Origin of the sequence: Pseudoalteromonas sp. Cn5-37, from assembly GCF_021532495.1 — a bacterium.
In the GTDB taxonomy this organism is placed as follows: Bacteria; Pseudomonadota; Gammaproteobacteria; order Enterobacterales; family Alteromonadaceae; genus Pseudoalteromonas; species Pseudoalteromonas simplex.
The window spans coordinates 78259-95885 of the sequence record NZ_JAKGBA010000010.1 but is presented as its reverse complement, the minus strand read 5'-3'; the positions used below and the strand labels follow the sequence as shown (position 1 = coordinate 95885).

At 41.0% G+C, this 17627-nt stretch carries 18 protein-coding genes; 5 read left to right on the top strand and 13 right to left on the bottom strand.

Annotation, left to right across the window (positions count from 1 at the left end; all coding sequences use genetic code 11):
- Positions 1 to 11: 11 nt before the first annotated feature.
- The 10 genes from L1266_RS13440 to L1266_RS13395 form a co-directional block, all read right to left on the bottom strand.
- Complete coding sequence (locus L1266_RS13440) at positions 12 to 1868, bottom strand: sensor domain-containing diguanylate cyclase (RefSeq protein ID WP_054552338.1); 1857 nt, start codon at positions 1866 to 1868, stop codon at positions 12 to 14.
- 1 nt (position 1869) lies between these two features.
- Positions 1870 to 2652, bottom strand: a complete 783-nt coding sequence (locus L1266_RS13435) for a TatD family hydrolase (protein WP_054552339.1) — start codon at positions 2650 to 2652, stop codon at positions 1870 to 1872.
- Entirely contained in the window at positions 2652 to 3176 is a 525-nt protein-coding gene (locus L1266_RS13430) for a hypothetical protein (RefSeq protein WP_235377692.1), read from the bottom strand. Before L1266_RS13430 ends, L1266_RS13435 begins: the two co-directional genes overlap by 1 nt.
- A gap of 1 nt (position 3177) precedes the next feature.
- Positions 3178 to 3918: a twin-arginine translocase subunit TatC gene (tatC, locus tag L1266_RS13425; protein ID WP_054552341.1), complete on the bottom strand. Its 741-nt coding sequence runs from the start codon at positions 3916 to 3918 to the stop codon at positions 3178 to 3180.
- A 50-nt stretch (positions 3919 to 3968) separates the two neighbouring features.
- Positions 3969 to 4301, bottom strand: coding sequence for a Sec-independent protein translocase protein TatB (gene tatB / locus L1266_RS13420; protein ID WP_054552342.1), 333 nt, complete (start codon positions 4299 to 4301; stop codon positions 3969 to 3971).
- 5 nt (positions 4302 to 4306) lie between these two features.
- The gene (gene tatA / locus L1266_RS13415; protein ID WP_054552343.1) at positions 4307 to 4546 is read right to left on the bottom strand and encodes a Sec-independent protein translocase subunit TatA; all 240 of its coding nucleotides are present in this window, start codon (positions 4544 to 4546) and stop codon (positions 4307 to 4309) included.
- A gap of 77 nt (positions 4547 to 4623) precedes the next feature.
- Complete coding sequence (gene ubiB / locus L1266_RS13410) at positions 4624 to 6225, bottom strand: ubiquinone biosynthesis regulatory protein kinase UbiB (protein ID WP_235377691.1); 1602 nt, start codon at positions 6223 to 6225, stop codon at positions 4624 to 4626.
- Between the two features lie 17 nt (positions 6226 to 6242).
- Complete coding sequence (locus tag L1266_RS13405) at positions 6243 to 6848, bottom strand: ubiquinone biosynthesis accessory factor UbiJ (RefSeq protein ID WP_138618506.1); 606 nt, start codon at positions 6846 to 6848, stop codon at positions 6243 to 6245.
- Positions 6849 to 6876: 28 nt separating this feature from the next.
- Positions 6877 to 7632 carry a bifunctional demethylmenaquinone methyltransferase/2-methoxy-6-polyprenyl-1,4-benzoquinol methylase UbiE gene (gene ubiE, locus L1266_RS13400; protein WP_054552346.1) on the bottom strand — a complete coding sequence of 252 codons (756 nt, stop codon included), beginning with the start codon at positions 7630 to 7632 and terminating at the stop codon, positions 6877 to 6879.
- A 121-nt stretch (positions 7633 to 7753) separates the two neighbouring features.
- Positions 7754 to 8740 carry a GGDEF domain-containing protein gene (locus L1266_RS13395; protein WP_054552347.1) on the bottom strand — a complete coding sequence of 329 codons (987 nt, stop codon included), beginning with the start codon at positions 8738 to 8740 and terminating at the stop codon, positions 7754 to 7756.
- Positions 8741 to 9099: 359 nt separating this feature from the next.
- Between L1266_RS13395 and L1266_RS13390 the strand changes: the two genes are divergently transcribed.
- The gene (locus L1266_RS13390) at positions 9100 to 10878 is read left to right on the top strand and encodes a DUF885 domain-containing protein (RefSeq protein ID WP_138599078.1); all 1779 of its coding nucleotides are present in this window, start codon (positions 9100 to 9102) and stop codon (positions 10876 to 10878) included.
- A 525-nt stretch (positions 10879 to 11403) separates the two neighbouring features.
- Complete coding sequence (locus L1266_RS13385; RefSeq protein WP_235377690.1) at positions 11404 to 11694, top strand: hypothetical protein; 291 nt, start codon at positions 11404 to 11406, stop codon at positions 11692 to 11694.
- A gap of 9 nt (positions 11695 to 11703) precedes the next feature.
- Here the strand turns inward: L1266_RS13385 and L1266_RS13380 are convergent, their stop codons facing one another.
- Together L1266_RS13380 and L1266_RS13375 are read right to left on the bottom strand one after the other, a co-directional pair.
- Positions 11704 to 12324 (bottom strand): substrate binding domain-containing protein, encoded by a 621-nt coding sequence (locus L1266_RS13380; protein WP_235377704.1) that lies wholly within the window; start codon positions 12322 to 12324, stop codon positions 11704 to 11706.
- 14 nt (positions 12325 to 12338) lie between these two features.
- A complete protein-coding gene (locus tag L1266_RS13375) occupies positions 12339 to 12602 on the bottom strand; it encodes a LysR family transcriptional regulator (RefSeq protein ID WP_235377689.1) in 264 nt (87 codons plus the stop codon).
- 154 nt (positions 12603 to 12756) lie between these two features.
- Here L1266_RS13375 and L1266_RS13370 point away from each other — a divergent pair, with 154 nt between their 5' ends.
- Together L1266_RS13370 and L1266_RS13365 are read left to right on the top strand one after the other, a co-directional pair.
- Entirely contained in the window at positions 12757 to 13512 is a 756-nt protein-coding gene (locus tag L1266_RS13370) for an SDR family oxidoreductase (RefSeq protein WP_235377688.1), read from the top strand.
- 181 nt (positions 13513 to 13693) lie between these two features.
- Positions 13694 to 15178, top strand: a complete 1485-nt coding sequence (locus tag L1266_RS13365; protein WP_235377687.1) for an FMN-binding glutamate synthase family protein — start codon at positions 13694 to 13696, stop codon at positions 15176 to 15178.
- Positions 15179 to 15234: 56 nt separating this feature from the next.
- On the opposite strand, the gene mtnK is transcribed toward L1266_RS13365, so the two are convergent.
- Positions 15235 to 16452 (bottom strand): S-methyl-5-thioribose kinase, encoded by a 1218-nt coding sequence (mtnK, locus tag L1266_RS13360; protein ID WP_235377686.1) that lies wholly within the window; start codon positions 16450 to 16452, stop codon positions 15235 to 15237.
- A 145-nt stretch (positions 16453 to 16597) separates the two neighbouring features.
- On the opposite strand from mtnK, the gene mtnA reads away from it, so the two are divergent.
- Positions 16598 to 17626, top strand: coding sequence for an S-methyl-5-thioribose-1-phosphate isomerase (mtnA, locus tag L1266_RS13355; protein ID WP_235377685.1), 1029 nt, complete (start codon positions 16598 to 16600; stop codon positions 17624 to 17626).
- The last annotated feature ends 1 nt before the right edge of the window (position 17627 follow it).

Here is a 17627-nt window from a genome sequence, read left to right as displayed (position 1 = left end):
TTTGTATACTCCTAGTCTGGTAGAGGATAACTCACTACGCGATTTCGACCTGTTTGCTTGGCATGATATAAGGCTTTGTCGGCATAGTCAGTGAAAAAACTTGGGTTATTAATGTCTTCAGCAATTGCGCTGTAAACACCTGCACTCAAAGTAAATTTAATCGTTGTTCCGGCAACTATTATATCAGTATTTTGGGCTGCTTTGCGTATTTGTTCGGCAATTTCTAATGCACCTTCTAGTGGTGTATTCGGTAATAACACTACAAATTCTTCGCCGCCATAGCGCGCCACTTCATCGAGAGGTCGTTTAAGATGCTGTTTGATGACATCTGCAGCTGCTTGAATGGTTTGATCACCGGTTAAATGACCATAGGTATCATTGATTGCTTTGAAGTGGTCAATATCTAACATGATGATAGCTAGAGGTGTTTGCTCTCGACGTGAGCGACGAATATCCATCAATAGTTTTTTATCAAAGTAGCGGCGGTTTTTGGTTTTAGTGAGGGCATCTTCCATATTGAGCTGTTCAAGCTCTCGGTTTTTCTCTTCAAGTTCGCGTAATGTCACTTGTAACTCAAAGGTACGCTCTTCAATATTAGCTTCAAGATCTTGGCGTGCTTGCTCTTGCAGTTCAAGGCGCTCACGCATTAAGGTATCTTGTGCTTTACTCTCTGCTAGTGCATTTTGTTGCGCTGCGACTTCAGCGTCGCGTTGCATCAAAAACAATTTTATTACCGCATAACTCAAGCTCAAGCTACAAACTAAAAAGCAAACGAAGGTGAGCGAAAGCATTCCGATATTTAAATCAAATGGATTAAATACACCGAGTGCACTGTAAACAATGGCACAGAAGAAAGCGAACAAAGCAACAAAAAAGCCAATGCACGGCTGCTTATATTCATGATTAAACTGTTTTAGAGCAATACCTGCAAAAATGATAAGCACCGCAGGTAAACTCAATAAGCAGAGTGTGATAGCAATATGAATAGGCAAAAACCACATTGTTATAGTGGCAAGCACAACTGCCCATGCTAGCCAATACTGAAAACGGTTTAAGCGAGATTTGGTAAAGCCGAATATATAGCCTTGCAATGGTACAAATAACGCACCACAGATAAAAAATAGAGTTGGGATTGTCAGTTGTTGAAACGATGAGCCACTAGGTTGTAAATAACGATAACCAAAGCCATAAAGGTAAGCCAAAGAAAGCCACAGCAAGGTAAGTAATAATCCTGTATAGGCGAAATAGCGGCGTCTAGAAAAGCCATAAAGCACTAAATTAGTGAGTGCGAGTGATAATATAAAACCGACTAATAAACCGTACAATAAATTAAATTTACTTTTATGCTTTAGGTATTCTGAGGGTTTCCAAAGGCTTAGAGGTACTCTTAAACCCCCATTGTTTTTAACTTTAAGATAAACAACGGAGTGGCTGGCTTTTGGAATGGTTAATGAGACTAACAGAGACTCATTTTTGATTTGCCGATTAGATAATGGGACTGCATCCCCAATCTTTGTGTTAAATAATAATTGGCTACCTTGAAGATGAAACACGCTCACTTCATCGAGTAAAGGGTTATCTATCGATAATATCAGTGGAATAACATCTAATGAGGTGTTTCTTATCGATAGCTTGAGCCACATTGGTTTTAGAGTCATACCTAGATTTAGGGTTTCGCCTTGGCTTGAATGCCAAGTTACATTGTTACTGCTAAAGGCTTGCTGTTGAGTGATAGGATCAAGGGTGTACTCAACATTAAGCGTATGTTGAGATTTGAATTGTGAACTAACAACAATGGAGTTAGCCTGCAAGTAAGGAGTAAATAAAACAACGAAGATTACGCCACAAAGTGACCATAGGCGCTTCATCTTAACCCTTTATGGAAAATAATTGCTGAAAGTTTAGTGTAGTTTGTTTTGCCACTTCAGTAAATTCTGAGCCTTTTAAATCAGCAATTTGCTGACATACATAAGGAAGGTTCTGAGGCTCATTACGGCGAGTTTTAGGTCTAGGCCTAATATTTCTCGGCATTAAAAAGGGCGCATCAGTCTCAATTAACAAGCGATTTAAAGGGATAGTTGGTACTAAGGCTTGTAGTTGTTCACCACGGCGTTCATCGCAGACCCAGCCCGTAACACCGATATAAAGCCCCATTGCTAGGTAACTTTGGAGTGCGTTTTCGTCACCCGTGAAGCAGTGTAGTACGCCTCGTACCTTGTAATCACTCAAGATTGCGAGCATATCTTCGCTGGCATCTCGCTCATGCAAATACACAGGCATATTTAGTTGCTCAGCAAGCTGTAACTGGCGTCTAAAAACGCTGCGCTGAACATCGCGAGGAGAAAAGTCACGATTGTAATCGAGGCCACACTCGCCAATTGCAACCACTTCAGGGTGTTGGCTAAGAGTTGTTAAGTGTGCTTCAAGGTGATCATCTGCAGTTTTTGCATCATGAGGGTGGACCCCAGCTGTGCAAAATTGCTTAAACTGTTTGGCGAGTTTAAGAGAGGCTTGGCTACTTTGCAGATCGCAGCCAATAAGAAGCATCTGTGTTACATTTGCCTCTGCGGCACGTTGTAACACAGCTTGATGAATGTCATCAAATTGATGATTGCTTAAATTGACGCCAGCATCAACTAGCGAATAGTTCATTAGTCAGTACGCTTAACACGAATTGAACGGTTTTGCCCTTTGATTCTTAACAAGAATGAATTGAAAACGCCTCGTTCAATTATGACTTTGTCGCTCACCTCTAGCTTCATTCTATCTGAGCCTACTTGGCGCCACTGTTGACCGTTTTCTAGCTCTATAATCAGCTCCCCGTAAGGCGCTTTTCTAACGCTCTTAACCACTGCGGTTATTTCGTCATCATTTTTTTTTGCAACTTCTTTGTGCTCTAAACCAAAGTCTTCATTTTTTGTTTTTAGAGCTTGTTCACTTGTTGCGGCTGCTGCGGCAACAGGAGCTGCTGAGCTAGTTACAGGTTGCTCAATTTGTTTTTTTGTAGCCGGTTTTGAAAGTGATTTACCTGCCATTACGTTGTCGTAACAAAGTAAGCGGTTAAAATCATTTTCAACAAAAGTACAGGCTTGCAATGCTTGTAAGTTAACTTCGTCTGCCTGTGCAGTACCAGCAATAGTTAAAAGAGCAACGAAGGGAATGAGTTGTTTTTTCATTTTATTCCTCGGATTCCTGTTGAGGTTTGGCGGTATAGAATGCAGCCAAAATTAAACCTAATTCAAATAATAACAGCATTGGTAATGCTAGTAATGTTTGTGACAGTACATCAGGAGGTGTTAAGAACATGGCAACCACGAATACACCTACCACGATATAAGGTCGTTTTTCTTTTAAACTTTTCGTTGTTGTTGCGCCACTCCAGCATAACAGCATGATGGCAACAGGTATTTCAAACGCAATACCAAAAGCAAAAAACAGTTTTAAAGCAAAACTTAAATAACTACTAATATCAGGTGCTAATGTCATCATATCAGGGCCAGTATTAGTAAAAAACCCTAAAATAATAGGTAGCACCACAAAGTAGCAAAATGCGATACCACTATAAAATAGCAAGATACTTGAGGCCAAAATTGGCATTAGCATGCGCTTTTCATGTTGATACAAACCTGGTGCTATAAAGCTCCAAACTTGATGCAGTATCATGGGAATAGCAGCAAATAACGCTACAAATAAGGTGAGTTTAAACGGTGCAAAAAAAGGTGCTGTTACATCCGTTGCGATCATGGTGGCAGTGCTTGGCAAGTTTGCAATCAGTGGAGCTGCAACAAAGCTATAAATATCGTTGGCAAAGTACACCAAGGCGATAAATATTAGCAAAATGCTTAACAAAGCTTTCATGAGTCGGTTTCGTAACTCAATCAAGTGGCCAACAAAGCCTGTGTGAGCTTGCTCGGTCATAATTTACTATTCATCATCATTGTTATTGACCACAAAAGCAGAGATTAAATTCACTTTTTTTCGTCATTATTGTTAGTTTCTGCTTTTTCTGGTGTGTCTTTTTTATAACTGTGGGTAACTGACTGAGCAGCCTTTTGAAGTTCGTTTACAGAATCTTGCAGATCTGGTGTGAGCTCTTGCAAGTTTTGCTGTTCTGCTTTTTTTAAGTTCTCGTGAAGCTCATGGATACGGAGTTCTTCGTTCACTTCAGCTTTCACTGAATTGGCGACTGACTTTAATGTTTTTACCCAGCGGCTAACTGTACGAATTGCCACAGGCAAGCGCTCAGGGCCTAACACAATCAGACCTACGATAAGTACGACAACAAGTTCCCACATCCCCATGTTGATTAAGCCTTATGGTCGTCTTTGCTTTTCTCTACGGTTTCTTTGCTTTGCGTGTTAGAAGCTTGCTCTATTTGCTCGCTTTTGGAATTAGTTTGGTCATCATCAGACACGGCTTTTTTAAAGCCTTTTACTGCGCTACCTAAATCACCGCCAATGCCACGAAGTTTCTTTGTGCCAAATAACAACACGATGATTGCTAAAATAATGATTAATTGCCAAATACTGATACCACCAAAACCCATGGGTTACTCCGTTTTTATCAAATTTATTGAATAGACTTGCCTTGATTATACCCACCAAAACATAAATAGCACTTAGTTTATGCGCTTCGCCATGCTGCAATAAAGCCTGCTATAGCAAAGCCTGCGGTAATTACACAGGCGACTAAGTCATGCTGTAAATAACATAAGCCTGAAACTATTAAACAGCTACCAGCAAAGATACTAAGTAACAAAGGCTTAGCAGATTGCGGCGCTGGCAATTGTACAGGTTGTTGTTGACGTTTTAAGTTTTGATAAATTAAATCAGGTAATTCAGGCATTTTTTCTGCCCAAAATGGCAAGTTCGCATACATTTTTTTCATTACTGCAAGCGGACCAACTTGTTCTTTGACCCAATCTTCTAGAAAAGGTTTAGCGGTTTTCCATAAATCAAGCTGCGGATACAGTTGTCTGCCAAGGCCTTCAACATACAACAGCGTCTTTTGTAGTAACACTAATTGCGGTTGAACTTGCATATTAAAGCGACGAGCCGTATTAAACAGGTTAACTAGCACGTGGCCAAAAGAGATTTCGGCCAGTGGTTTGTTGAAAATTGGTTCACACACAGTACGAATGGCAAATTCAAACTCTTCAATGCTGGTATCGGCGGGTACCCAGCCAGAATCAACATGCAGTTGCGCTACTTGGCGGTAATCACGGTTGAAAAAGGCAATAAAGTTCTCTGCTAAATAGCGTTTATCTTCACGATTAAGGGTGCCCACAATGCCGCAATCAATGCCGATATATTTTGGGTTATGAGGGTTTTCACTTGAAACGAAGATATTACCCGGATGCATATCAGCGTGGAAGAAACTGTCGCGGAATACTTGTGTGAAAAATACTTCGACTCCACGCTCAGCTAGTAGCTGCATATTGGTATTTTGTGCCAGTAATGCGTCGGTATCAGATACTGGAATACCGTAAATGCGCTCCATTACTAATACGTTATTGCGGCTGTAGTCACTGTAAACAAAGGGAATGTAGAGCGAATCTGAGTCTTCGAAGTTACGGCGTAGCTGAATCGCATTCGCCCCTTCACGCATTAAGTCGAGCTCATCGAGTAAAGTTTTTTTGTACTCGTTTACTACTTCAATAGGGCGTAAACGTTTTGCTTCTTTTAATAACTTAGCAACCAAGCGAGCGACTTTTTGCATTAGCATTAAGTCAGCATCAATTTGCTCTTTAATGTTAGGGCGAATGACTTTAATCACCACATCTTGTGGCGCGCCATGCTCATCAATTAAGGTTGCCGTGTGAACTTGTGCAATCGAGGCTGATGCCAAAGGTGTTTGCGAAAAATCACTAAATAATTCACTAATATCATTAATACCGAGCGCCTTTTCGATCAGTTGCTGGGCAAGCTCACCTTCAAAAGGTTCAACCTGATCTTGTAGCAGTGCAAGCTCTAATGCGACATCATGCGGCAGTAAATCACGGCGTGTAGAAAGCATTTGACCAAACTTGATCCACACCGGGCCGAGCTCTTGCAATGCAAGTCTTAAGCGCATACCTGCAGGTTTATCTTTATGTTGGTTACGTAACCAAAATAAGCTGCCACGGGCGAGTTTGGCAAACCAAGGCACTCGTTTACGCGGAATTAATTCGTCTAAGCCATAGCTCAGTAGAGTTTTAGTAATGTAATAAAGACGAGCAGACGACACACAAGTTCCTTAGCGCATTAGCGTGACTGTAACAGCGCGTTAATTCGCATCTCTAATTGAGATACTTGGCTTTTTAATTGGCGATTTTGCTGTTTAAATTCAGCAAGTTCAAGAGGGTGTATGGTCACTGCTAACTCATCTTGGCAGAGCGTTGTTAAGGTATTTTCTAACTTGCTTTTCGTTTGTGAACTACGACGTTTTAAAGCTTGAATAGAGAGCCACAACTGTTGTGCTGGGGCATCGCCAATGTATCGAGAAAAATGTTCTGGCCAATCAATATCAAGCTCAGCAAACGCATTGCTAAAGCCTTGCGCAAGATTTAAATCGCCTTGTAAGTCGAGCTTGTCTTGGCGAATGAGTTGCGTGAGCATTGATGGATCTTTAAGCGCCAATAAGGTGTTGATATCGGCGCTGATCATGCAGTCAAAACTGCGTTCTTGCGTACTGTATAAGTGAATTTGCTCGTCGCTGTAAACGCACAAAATTGACTGTTGCCAATCACGTATCTCAATCAACAGCTGTTTATCAGCAATTGCTGCAAGCTTACCCTTTAACTGAGGGTCTAACTGCAGCAGTTGATTAATGATTCGTTCGACGAGTGATAACAGAGCGTTTGCTAACATCGCGTTACCTACTTAATTTACAGAGTTTTTAGTATTTAAAACCACGGTGAAGGGCAACAATACCGCCAGTAAGGTTTTGATAACTGGTTTGTTCAAAACCCGCATCTTCCATCATGCCTTTTAATGTTTCTTGATCTGGATGCATACGGATAGACTCAGCAAGGTATTGATAAGACTCGCTGTCATTCGCAACCAGCTCACCCATCTTAGGTAAGATATTAAATGAGTAGAAATCGTAAGCTTTGCTCAGTATTTCTTGTTCTGGTTTTGAGAACTCAAGCACAAGTAAACGACCGCCAGGCTTAAGAATACGATACATTGAGCGTAGAGCTTTATCTTTATCGGTCACGTTACGAAGACCAAAGGCAATCGTAATTAAGTCGAAGCTGTTGTCAGGAAATGGCAATGCTTCGGCATTCATTTGTACATATTCAATATTGCCAACACGACCAAGATTACGCAGTTTCTCGCGGCCAACTTTCAGCATTGAAGAGTTGATATCGCCTAAGATAACTTGACCTGTTTCACCCACTAACTGACTAAATTTAGCGGTCAAATCGCCTGTACCGCCAGCAAGATCTAATACATAGTGACCTTTACGAACACCAGAACTTGCAATAGTTTGGCGTTTCCATAAACGATGAATACCGAACGACATTAGATCATTCATTACGTCATACTTTGCAGCGACTGAGTGGAATACATCTGCAACCATTGATGCTTTGTCGTTTTCAGCAACGGTTTTATAGCCAAAATGCGTGGTCTTTTCTTGATTCTCGTTCATGATTAATCTCTATCGTGGCAATAAAGACTAGTGTACTTGATTGTAGCTGTGGGGTGCAATTTGATTATAACTAAATCATCAGATTAGCATTGCTTTTCATGATTTAGCACAGGTTTAAACTTTACTGGCCGGCAATAAAACTACTTTGCCCAAGCGACTTGGCTTTCGCAGCTGCTAAAGAGGCTTTACGTGCTAAGCTGTTAAAGTCGCCATCGCCTTCATGTTTAGCGATACCTAGGGCTAAGGTAATAGCGGGGAGTTTGGTGCCATTTTTTGAGCTGACAAAGCGCAGCTTTTCGACACCATTTCGTACTTTTTCGGCTATTAAGTTGGCAGTTTCAGGCTCAATATCAGCAAGTAAGATGGTAAATTCATCTTTACTTGTGCGCCCAGGTAAGCCGCTTTCTTGTACGTATTTTTGCACCTGCTTGGCGACTTTATTTAAAATTACTTCACCAATCACATCACCATAGTTTTCAATAAAATGGTTTAAGTTCTCAATGTGAATAGAGATAGCACAAACCGCTTTATTTTGGCCGACCCAAAGTTGAGTTTGTTGATTTAAGTAATGGCGCTTGTATAAGCCGGTTTGTTGGTCGGTAATGTGTTGTTTGCGTAATTGAGTGAGTTGTTTTTGGGTTTTTTCTTGTAGTGATTTGGCTTTTGCTATTTCTTGCTTAAATTGACGGTGCTGATTGAGCAGGACTTCAGATTGCTTACTGAGCATTTTTAATGCATGACGCGTTTGCTCAATATTGTTTTCATCAATTGAATGAACACATTCTGTGACTTGATCAGCAAAGCGCACGATATTTTGCTCGTTATTGTTAGCATTTCGCGAAAGGGTGTTAATTACTGAGTCAACGTTGCGAACAATGGCGGTTTTCATTTTATGCCCTTGCTCTATAAAATCGAAATAAAGCTGTTCTACATAGACACAATCGATGGTTTTTCTTTGTGCGATGGCACGGTCAATAGCGGCGTTAAGTTTAGGGTTAGACTGGCTGACGTAGGTGTAAACAACTTGGTAGTTAAGTGGTGACGGCGGTAATGCATGATGTTCTAAAAAGATACATACCTTTGTCATTTTTTCTTGAGCAATAGCCATGGGATCATGGAACATCATTTTTCAATACCACTAAATACGCATATCAACCAATTAATCATCTCTTCCGTAAGGTATAGCTGCTTCCAAGCATAAATACTGAGTCTACAGTAATCTGTAATCAGCCTATTTAAAAGCAAAATCGCTTACTTTGGAACTTAAATTTGTTTCGTTTGTGTCTATTAGCTGATTTTCTCAACAACTTTAACAAGTGTAATTAAAAATTGCTTAAACCTTGCTCATTCTTATTTATACACCGTTGTTAATTTGAGCGTATTTAACCTGAGCTTGGTCGCATTTGTTTGGGTTTTAGCCAGTGCTGCGCTACTTTAGCGATACTGATTAAAACTAAAAAGAATGCTATGAAACAAACACTGTCGCGAACTTTAAATCGTTCTGTTATTGCGGTTGCTTTAGCGTGTACTTTAAGCGCTTGCCAAGTAACAAATATTGATGCTGATCAGCAATTTACTCAAGTAGCCGAAAATATTGTTAATTACCGCCAAAGCATCAGCCCGTATGGTAAAGATAATGGCGTTGATGGTTATTTATTAGAAAATCTATCGGCTGAATTTTTAGAACAAAAATACCAAAAGAATACAGAGTTACTTGCCGAGCTAGACGCTATCGACCGTGATAAGTTATCGGAAGAAAATCGCATTAACCTGACTATTTTACGCGGCCAAGTGCAAAATAGTGTCGATGAATATGTGTTTAATGCACACTATATGCCGCTGACATCTGAATATGGGTTCCATTCTAGCTTGTCATTTATGATCTCCAGCTCAGATTACACAAAACCACAAGATTACCAGCTATATCTTGCTAAATTACAGCAAATTCCTCGCTATTTTTCGCAAAATATCGGCTGGATGCGAAAGGGGCTTGAAGTGGGGCTAACCCAGCCAAAGGCTGTTTTAGAAGGTTATCAAGACTCAATCACGGCTTATATTGTTGATGATGCTACTAAGTCTGAATTCTACAAACCATTTTTAAATAACACGGCAGGCCTAAGTGATAGCGAGTTTGCAGCACTACAAAAGCAAGCGCAAACCATTATCACAGAACAAGTTATTCCGGCATATCAAGGTTACTTAACCTTCTTTAACAATGAATATCAACCGGGTGCACGTACAGATATTGGTATTTCAAGTACGCCGAATGGCAAAGCGTTTTACGAAAATCGCGCTAAGTACTACACCACCACAGATATGACGCCAAAAGAAATCCATGAGCTGGGTTTACAAGAAGTCGCGCGTATTCGCGCAGAAATGGAAAAAATTATCGAGAAAGTAGGCTTTGAAGGCTCGTTTGCTGATTTTGTGCACTTTTTACGTACTGATCCGCAATTTTACGCAAAAACACCAAAAGATTTGCTAAAAGAAGCGTCTTACATTGCCAAGAAAATGGATGCGCAGTTACCTAAGTTATTCCACACCTTGCCAAGAATGCCGTACGGTGTTGCGCCAGTGCCAGAGAGCATTGCACCTAAATATACAACGGGTCGTTACTCAGGCTCTCGCCGTGATGACCAAGCAGGTTATTACTGGGTTAATACCTATGCGTTAGATAAGCGCCCGTTGTATGTACTTGAAGCATTAACTTTACACGAAGCAGTACCTGGGCATCATTTACAAATCTCGCTAAATGCTGAACTTGAGTCATTACCAAGTTATCGCCGTAATGCATATTTGTCGGCATTTGGTGAAGGTTGGGGCTTATATTCGGAGTTTTTAGGTATCGAAGCGGGCTTTTATCAAGACCCATACAGTGACTTTGGTCGTTTAACTTATGAGATGTGGCGAGCGGCACGTTTAGTGGTTGATACAGGTATGCATATGTATGGCTGGAGCCGCGAGCGTGCAATGAAGTTTATGAGCGAAAACACCGCGCTTTCATTGCATAATGTGAAGACAGAAACTGATCGTTATATCTCATGGCCTGCACAAGCGTTGTCATACAAAATTGGTGAGCTAACTATTAAACGTCTACGCCACGAAGCTGAGCAAGCACTTGGTGCAGATTTCGACATTCGCGAATTCCACCATCAAATATTGCGTCATGGCTCAGTGCCAATGTCAGTGCTTGAAGAGCAAATTCAACTTTATATTAAAGCTGAATTAGCAAAACGAGCAGCATAGCTGTATAGCAGTATAAAAGAAGAGGCGTGATTTTCATCACGCCTTTTTTAATTAATAAAATGCGAATTCTCCTAGCGCGTTTGTTATTTATCTTTGGGTAATATTATTTTAATCAAATTTGTTAGGAGTAGATTAAATGGACATTATTCCAAAAGCTCGCCTTTTACTTTTAAGTGTATTGCTTATATACCCAAGCCACCTCAAGATGCAGAATTCAGCGTTTCACAGGTGCTTAATATCAAGGCGTTACTTTGCAAGAATGGCAGTCCCTTTTAAGAAGTAACAACGATGAGAGTAAGTGCCTGTGAAGCGCCCGAAGGGTTGGTTTAAAAGCGATTTATACTGCGTTATTGATTTTAACAATAGAACCACTATTACTTGCAATCAATGCCTTGCCTAAATCGCTTTTAATTCCAACTGAAACTCGCATCTTGAGGTGGTTTGGGTATATTCAGCTTTCAAAATTCAGTTTTTGCAAAAGAGGAACCTACACCCAAAGAGGCTGTTACAGTATTGCTTAATGCAATGAAAAATAATAATGAGGAACAAATTCGGGCTGTTTTTGCCGACAATGCAAGCCAAGAATATGAACGTTGGTATAAGCGTAAGAATAGTGGTGATAGATTTAAAAGCTGGCTTGAATCAGACATTATCAATGTTCATGGCCAAGTAATTGAACCTGTATTAAAAATGACGGGTAATCAAGTCGTTGTCACTGGTACTTATAAAAACAATGATGGTTACTCCAGCCCAGCAAATTTTTTATTAGTGGTAGAGCAGCGTAAGATTGTTAGCTGGACAATGCGGTACGATTAACTAGTAATATTAGTTGAAACTTGAGTTGTGTAATGTGCTAACGGCTTCTTTCATTTTATCAATAAACACCTTAATTTTTTGTGGTGTGCAAGGTTGCTTTTTATACACTGCATGTGATGAGTAACTTTTTAACTGATAATCTGTTAGCAGAGGAATGAGCTGCTTTTTGTGGATAGCCTCTGAGAAAAACCAAAGAGGCCCAAGGTGAATACCTACGCCATTAATGACTAGGTCTCTCACCGCAGACACACTATTAACTGTGAAGTTACTGTGCATTTTAACATGTGGAAAACGAGTAAAATTAAGGTATTCAATATCGCTTTTTGCTTGTTTTTGTGAATAAAAAATAAAATTGTGTTGTTCAAGATCCATTGGATTCAATGGTATACCAAATTTCTCTAAATACTGCTGACTCGCAACCAGAACTCTGGAGATTTCTCCAAGTTTTCTGGCAATAAGCTGTGAGTTGGCTAACTCACCAATTCTCACCGCAACGTCAATTTTATTGCTAAATAAGTTCTCAAAATCACTACCAAGGAATAATTCAAAATTTAAGTCAGGGTATTGCTTTTGCATTGCCCTACATACTGGGACGACAAATTGCGATCCAAAGTCGACGGGCGCTCCGATTCTTAAAGTCCCATCTACTTTTTTATGCTATTCGAGATTTCTTCGTCTAATGCTTGTTGAGCATCAAGGATATCTTTTAGTCGTTCAAAATAAGTTTGTCCTTGCTCTGTAGGAGTAGTACGAACAGTTGAACGATTAAGTAATTTTACCCCTAAGCGCTTCTCTAGTGCAGCAACTTTACGGCTGATAGAGGAAGGTTCGATCCCTAATTGTGCCGCAGCATTTTTGAGGCTGCCAGCTTCTACAACTCGAATAAACAGTGACTTAGCATCGTGCATTTAGTTAATTGCATTTTTGACAATCAGTAATTGCATATTCACCTAATTCCCGCACTTTATTCAATTGGATAAAGTAATGAATTGAGAATAGGTACGCCTAATCCGTTTTAGGTTACTTACTGACTTTGATATGAATTACTTAAAGGAGATAGGAATGTCAAAACATGATGTTAAAGGTAAAGTGGTGGTTGTTGCTGGCGGTGGCAAAAATTTAGGTGGCTTGATCAGCCAAGAGTTTGCTAAAGAGGGTGCAAAAATTGTTGCACACTATCATAGTGACTCTTCGAAAGCGGAAGCTGAGGCGACTGTTGATGCGATTCTAGCGACAGGAGGTGAGGCGGTGACGTTTCAAGGTGATTTGTCTAAGGCTGATAATGTAACCGCGCTTTTTGATTTTGCTAAGTCTACTTATGGTGGTATCGATATAGCTGTAAATACAGTAGGCAAGGTCCTAAGAAAGCCAATAGTTGAAACATCTGAAGCGGATTATGATTCGATGTTTGATGTTAACTCAAAAACAGCGTATTTCTTTATAAAAGAAGCGGGTAAGCAGTTAAATAACAACGGCAAAATCATCACAATAGTCACCTCTTTACTCGCCGCATTTACAGATGGGTATTCAACATATGCTGGCGGTAAGGCACCTGTTGAGCACTTTACCCGAGCTGCTGCAAAAGAGTTCTCTGGTCGTGGGATTTCGGTTACAGGTATTGGTCCTGGTCCAATGGATACGCCTTTCTTTTATGGTGAAGAAACGCCAGAGCGTGTGGCATTTCACAAATCACAAGCAATGGGAAACCAATTAACACAAATTGAAGATATCGTACCGATCGTTAAATTTTTAGCGACTGATGGTTGGTGGATCACTGGGCAAACTATTTTTGCTAACGGCGGCTATACAACACGCTAATTGATTAGGTGTGCCGTCAACCTCGGCATACCTATTTTTTGAATTCAATGCTCTTATCACTTCTATTTTGTAAATACTTATCCTTTGAACCAACGAAACCTTAAATATATGAAGTGCTTATTGCACGTAATATAAACACCTTATATGCTTTGAAGGATGTCAGTTCACAAAGGGGCCTTGGATGAGTGATTTTATAATTTTTAGTATCGATGTATTTGCCAGCTTGTTTATTTTTGCACTCGGTATAGGTTTGCTGGTGATTGTGTGCTTTTACATTAGTGATGTGACGCAATCTAAACAGGCGATTCGCCGTAATTACCCGGTGATCGGTCGCTTTCGTTATTTTTTTGAACGCCAAGGTGAATTCTTCCGACAATACTTTTTTGCCATGGATAGGGAAGAGCTACCATTTAATCGTGCTGAGCGAAGCTGGGTGTATCGTGCTGCGAAAAATGTTGACCGTACTACGGCCTTTGGTTCAACCCAAAGCCTTGAAGCAACGGGCACTGTGATGTTTATGAACTGTGCGTTCCCAACCTTAGATGAAGATGCACTTGATCCAAGCGAAGTCACGTTAGGGCCTTATAGCCAAGCTCCTTATACAACAAACTCGTTATTTAATATTTCAGGTATGAGCTTTGGCGCATTATCTAAGCCCGCTGTTCGCGCATTATCGCGAGGGGCAAAATTAGCCGGCTGTTGGATGAATACCGGCGAAGGAGGGCTCAGCCCTTACCACCTTGAAGGTGGCGCTGATATTGTGTTTCAGATTGGCACGGCAAAATATGGTGTACGAGATGAGCACGGTAAATTAAGCACCGAAAAACTCAAAGCGATTGCTGAGCACGAACAAGTTAAAATGTTCGAAATTAAAATGAGTCAAGGTGCTAAACCCGGTAAAGGGGGTATGTTACCAGGGCGCAAAGTGACTGCTGAAATTGCAAAAATTCGGGGTATTCCCGAAGGGCATGACTCGATTAGCCCAAATGGTCATCCAGAAATTAAATGCCCAGCAGATTTACTCGATATGATTGAAACGGTACGCAGTACCACAGGTAAACCAACCGGTTTTAAAGCGGTTATTGGTGAATACACTTGGCTCGAAACCTTGTTTAGTGAAATAAATAACCGTGGTATTGAATCTGCCCCTGATTTTATCACTATTGATAGTGCCGACGGTGGAACGGGCGCTGCCCCTCAACCCTTAATGGATTCAGTTGGTTTACCGCTGCGCGAGAGCCTGCCTTTGGTTGTTGATCTGCTAAAAAAACATGGTCTCAGAGAGCGTGTGAAGGTGATTGCATCGGGTAAGCTAATCGTACCGTCAAAAGTGGCTTGGGCACTCGCACTGGGTGCTGATTTTATTGTGTCGGCGCGTGGTCATATGTTTTCGCTAGGTTGTATTCAGGCTCTACAATGTAATAAAGATACCTGCCCGACCGGTATTACGACTCATAATGAACGCTTACAGCGGGGCCTAGATGTGACCGATAAGGCACAACGTGTCGCCAATTATAATAAGTTTATTCATTATGGTGCAGGGCTGATTGCTCATTCATGTGGTGTATCAAGTGCCCGCGAGTTAGCTCGCCAGCATGTGCGAGTGGTACAAGAAAATGGTTTATCAGAGCCGCTCGATAAAATGTATGAGCACTACAATAAATAATCTAGTTGAGTTGAATAATTAAAAGGCGCATTAAGCGCCTTTTTACTTTTTGACTATCAGTTTAATAAACTGATTAACAACGAAAAGAACTCGTCTTTATTGTTACAGCTTGTGGAATTGAGCATCAGTTGCTCGCCGAGTACGAGCGTTTGCTGTTGTACTGCTAAACGAGCTTGTGCATCTTCAATACCGTCTATATCTGCAACATGGGCTAAACCAATAGTACGGCGAATAAGTTCAGCGCCACAGTAGCCAATCGCATCACGCAATACGTGTTGTAAGTAATCTTCGCTAAAGGCGCGGTTTGCAAAGCTAATATCAGTTGCTTCCCTGCTTGCTAGGTTTAACCAATGTTGCTCAAATTGGCTATAACAGTCTTGTAAGCAAGTTAATAAATGGGTTTGATACTGACGGCGCTTTGCTCGCTCTGTAATACGGGCGTTTTGGGCACAGTAATTTAGTAGCAAGTTACCCATAAATGAGCCGATATCAAAGCCAACAGGGCCAAAAAAGCCGAACTCTGGGTCGATCATTTTAGTGGTTTTGCTATCAACAAAAATGCTGCCACTGTGCATATCGCCATGCAATAAAGTTTGCGGGCACGATAAAAATTTCGCTTTTAATTTAGCAGCGGCTAGTTTTAAAGCATCATTATTACGAATACTTTCGACGTGCTCAGTAAGCTCTGCAGGGAAATTATTGCGCTCATGCTCAATGTACGGATCAGTGAAAAATAAGTCTTCTGTGATCTTACATAAATCAGGGTTAATAAATTGACTGACTTTGGCTTTTTTATCTTCAGCAGATAAGTAAAAATCTGAGTTATAAAAGCCTGTTCGGCTTAAGTAGAGCGCAACATGACTTGCCAATAAGGGAAATTGCTCTGCGTTGATTTGTGCGCCACGTAAAATTTGTAACTCACCTAAATCTTCTAACACGGTTAATGCCAGCTCGACATTGTGATGTAATATCGCCACGGTATGTTCTGGGCATAACTTACCATGATTAATCAATACTTCGGCTTCGATTCTGGCGCGGTCTAACGATAATGGCCATGACTCACCTACGCAGCGGGCATAAGGGAGTGCTTGCTTTAGAATTACACTGTTGTTGTGCTGATCAGCAACCCGAAAAACTAAGTTTAAGTTTCCATCTCCAAACTCGTATGCAGTCAGTGTTGCATCAGCAGGGAAGACTGAAATTAGTTCACTTTTAACAAGTTCTTTAATGTAATCAACAGCATGCTCTGCATTAAAGGCAGTGTATTTAGCCATGGCTCTATCTCGTAATACAATTAACTTTGAGCATTCTATACCTGCAACCGTTTAGATGTCCATACATCTAGCTTGTTAGTTGTCAAAACTGATGTAAAATAACTATTCACATAAATTAGTTATTCATTAGTTATTCGGATTCAGTATGCAAGATCTCATCGCCAGCAGTATTAAATATCAGCAAGGTACGCTAACCGTGCTTGATCAGTATTTGTTGCCACATCAACAGCATTGGCATGTATGTAACGATGTTGAAACGATGAAAGATTTGATTCTGACTTTGAAAATCCGGGGAGCGCCTTTAATCGGCTTAGGTGCTAGCTTGTTGGTTGCACACCTAGCCGAGCAGGGCATGAGTCAATCAGCACTTGCGGTTGCTATAGATGAACTAGAAGCAACACGCCCAACCGCCGTTAACCTTATGCACTGCATGGCCAAGTTACGCGTAGCGCTTGTAGAGACTGATTATGTTGCAGCTGTTGTCTCTACTGCTGAGCAGTTATTTAAAGAAGATATTGCCCTTTGCGATAGCATGGCAGAACGTGGTGCTGCCTTGGTTGATAAAGGTGATAACATTTTAACGCACTGTAATACCGGTGCGTTAGCGACTGCGGGTGTCGGTACTGCATTAGGGGTTATTCATAAAGCGCAGCAACGCCACGGTGATATTCATGTTTGGGTTGATGAAACGAGGCCGTTACTGCAAGGTGGCCGCTTAACGGCTTTTGAGCTTGAGCGCTGGGAAATTCCTTATACCTTGATTTGCGATAACATGGCGGCGAGTTTAATGGCTGCGGGCAAAGTTGATAAAATCTTTGTTGGTGCTGACCGTATTGCTGCAAACGGTGACTTTGCTAATAAGGTAGGTACATATAACCTTGCTGTGTTAGCGCATTTTCATAACATTCCATTTTATGTCGTTGCGCCACTTACGACGCTTGATACACAAACGGTGTGTGGTGCGAATATCGAAATTGAGCAACGCAGCCCTAATGAAGTGCGAGGGGTTAGTGGCAGTTTTGGCGAAGCAATATGGGCACCAACTAACGCGAAGGTTTATAACCCGGCATTTGATGTTACACCGGCTAGCCTAGTCACAGGCTGGGTGCTCGATAGCGGCGTTTATAACCAATCCGATATCGAGCAAGGTATTCTAAAACAGTTAATATCGTAAA

What these genes read in the sequence shown, in the direction of transcription:
- L1266_RS13430 (WP_235377692.1), bottom strand. Translation starts at nt 3,176, where the DNA reads ATGAAAAAACAACTCATTCCCTTCGTTGCTCTTTTAACTATTGCTGGT.
- L1266_RS13405 (WP_138618506.1), bottom strand. Translation starts at nt 6,848, where the DNA reads ATGTTAGCAAACGCTCTGTTATCACTCGTCGAACGAATCATTAATCAA.
- tatA (WP_054552343.1), bottom strand. Translation starts at nt 4,546, where the DNA reads ATGGGTTTTGGTGGTATCAGTATTTGGCAATTAATCATTATTTTAGCA.
- mtnA (WP_235377685.1), top strand. Translation starts at nt 16,598, where the DNA reads ATGCAAGATCTCATCGCCAGCAGTATTAAATATCAGCAAGGTACGCTA.
- L1266_RS13385 (WP_235377690.1), top strand. Translation starts at nt 11,404, where the DNA reads ATGAAAAATAATAATGAGGAACAAATTCGGGCTGTTTTTGCCGACAAT.
- tatB (WP_054552342.1), bottom strand. Translation starts at nt 4,301, where the DNA reads ATGGGGATGTGGGAACTTGTTGTCGTACTTATCGTAGGTCTGATTGTG.
- L1266_RS13435 (WP_054552339.1), bottom strand. Translation starts at nt 2,652, where the DNA reads ATGAACTATTCGCTAGTTGATGCTGGCGTCAATTTAAGCAATCATCAA.
- L1266_RS13395 (WP_054552347.1), bottom strand. Translation starts at nt 8,740, where the DNA reads ATGGCTATTGCTCAAGAAAAAATGACAAAGGTATGTATCTTTTTAGAA.
- mtnK (WP_235377686.1), bottom strand. Translation starts at nt 16,452, where the DNA reads ATGGCTAAATACACTGCCTTTAATGCAGAGCATGCTGTTGATTACATT.
- ubiE (WP_054552346.1), bottom strand. Translation starts at nt 7,632, where the DNA reads ATGAACGAGAATCAAGAAAAGACCACGCATTTTGGCTATAAAACCGTT.
- tatC (WP_054552341.1), bottom strand. Translation starts at nt 3,918, where the DNA reads ATGACCGAGCAAGCTCACACAGGCTTTGTTGGCCACTTGATTGAGTTA.
- L1266_RS13390 (WP_138599078.1), top strand. Translation starts at nt 9,100, where the DNA reads ATGAAACAAACACTGTCGCGAACTTTAAATCGTTCTGTTATTGCGGTT.
- L1266_RS13365 (WP_235377687.1), top strand. Translation starts at nt 13,694, where the DNA reads ATGAGTGATTTTATAATTTTTAGTATCGATGTATTTGCCAGCTTGTTT.
- L1266_RS13440 (WP_054552338.1), bottom strand. Translation starts at nt 1,868, where the DNA reads ATGAAGCGCCTATGGTCACTTTGTGGCGTAATCTTCGTTGTTTTATTT.
- L1266_RS13370 (WP_235377688.1), top strand. Translation starts at nt 12,757, where the DNA reads ATGTCAAAACATGATGTTAAAGGTAAAGTGGTGGTTGTTGCTGGCGGT.
- L1266_RS13375 (WP_235377689.1), bottom strand. Translation starts at nt 12,602, where the DNA reads ATGCACGATGCTAAGTCACTGTTTATTCGAGTTGTAGAAGCTGGCAGC.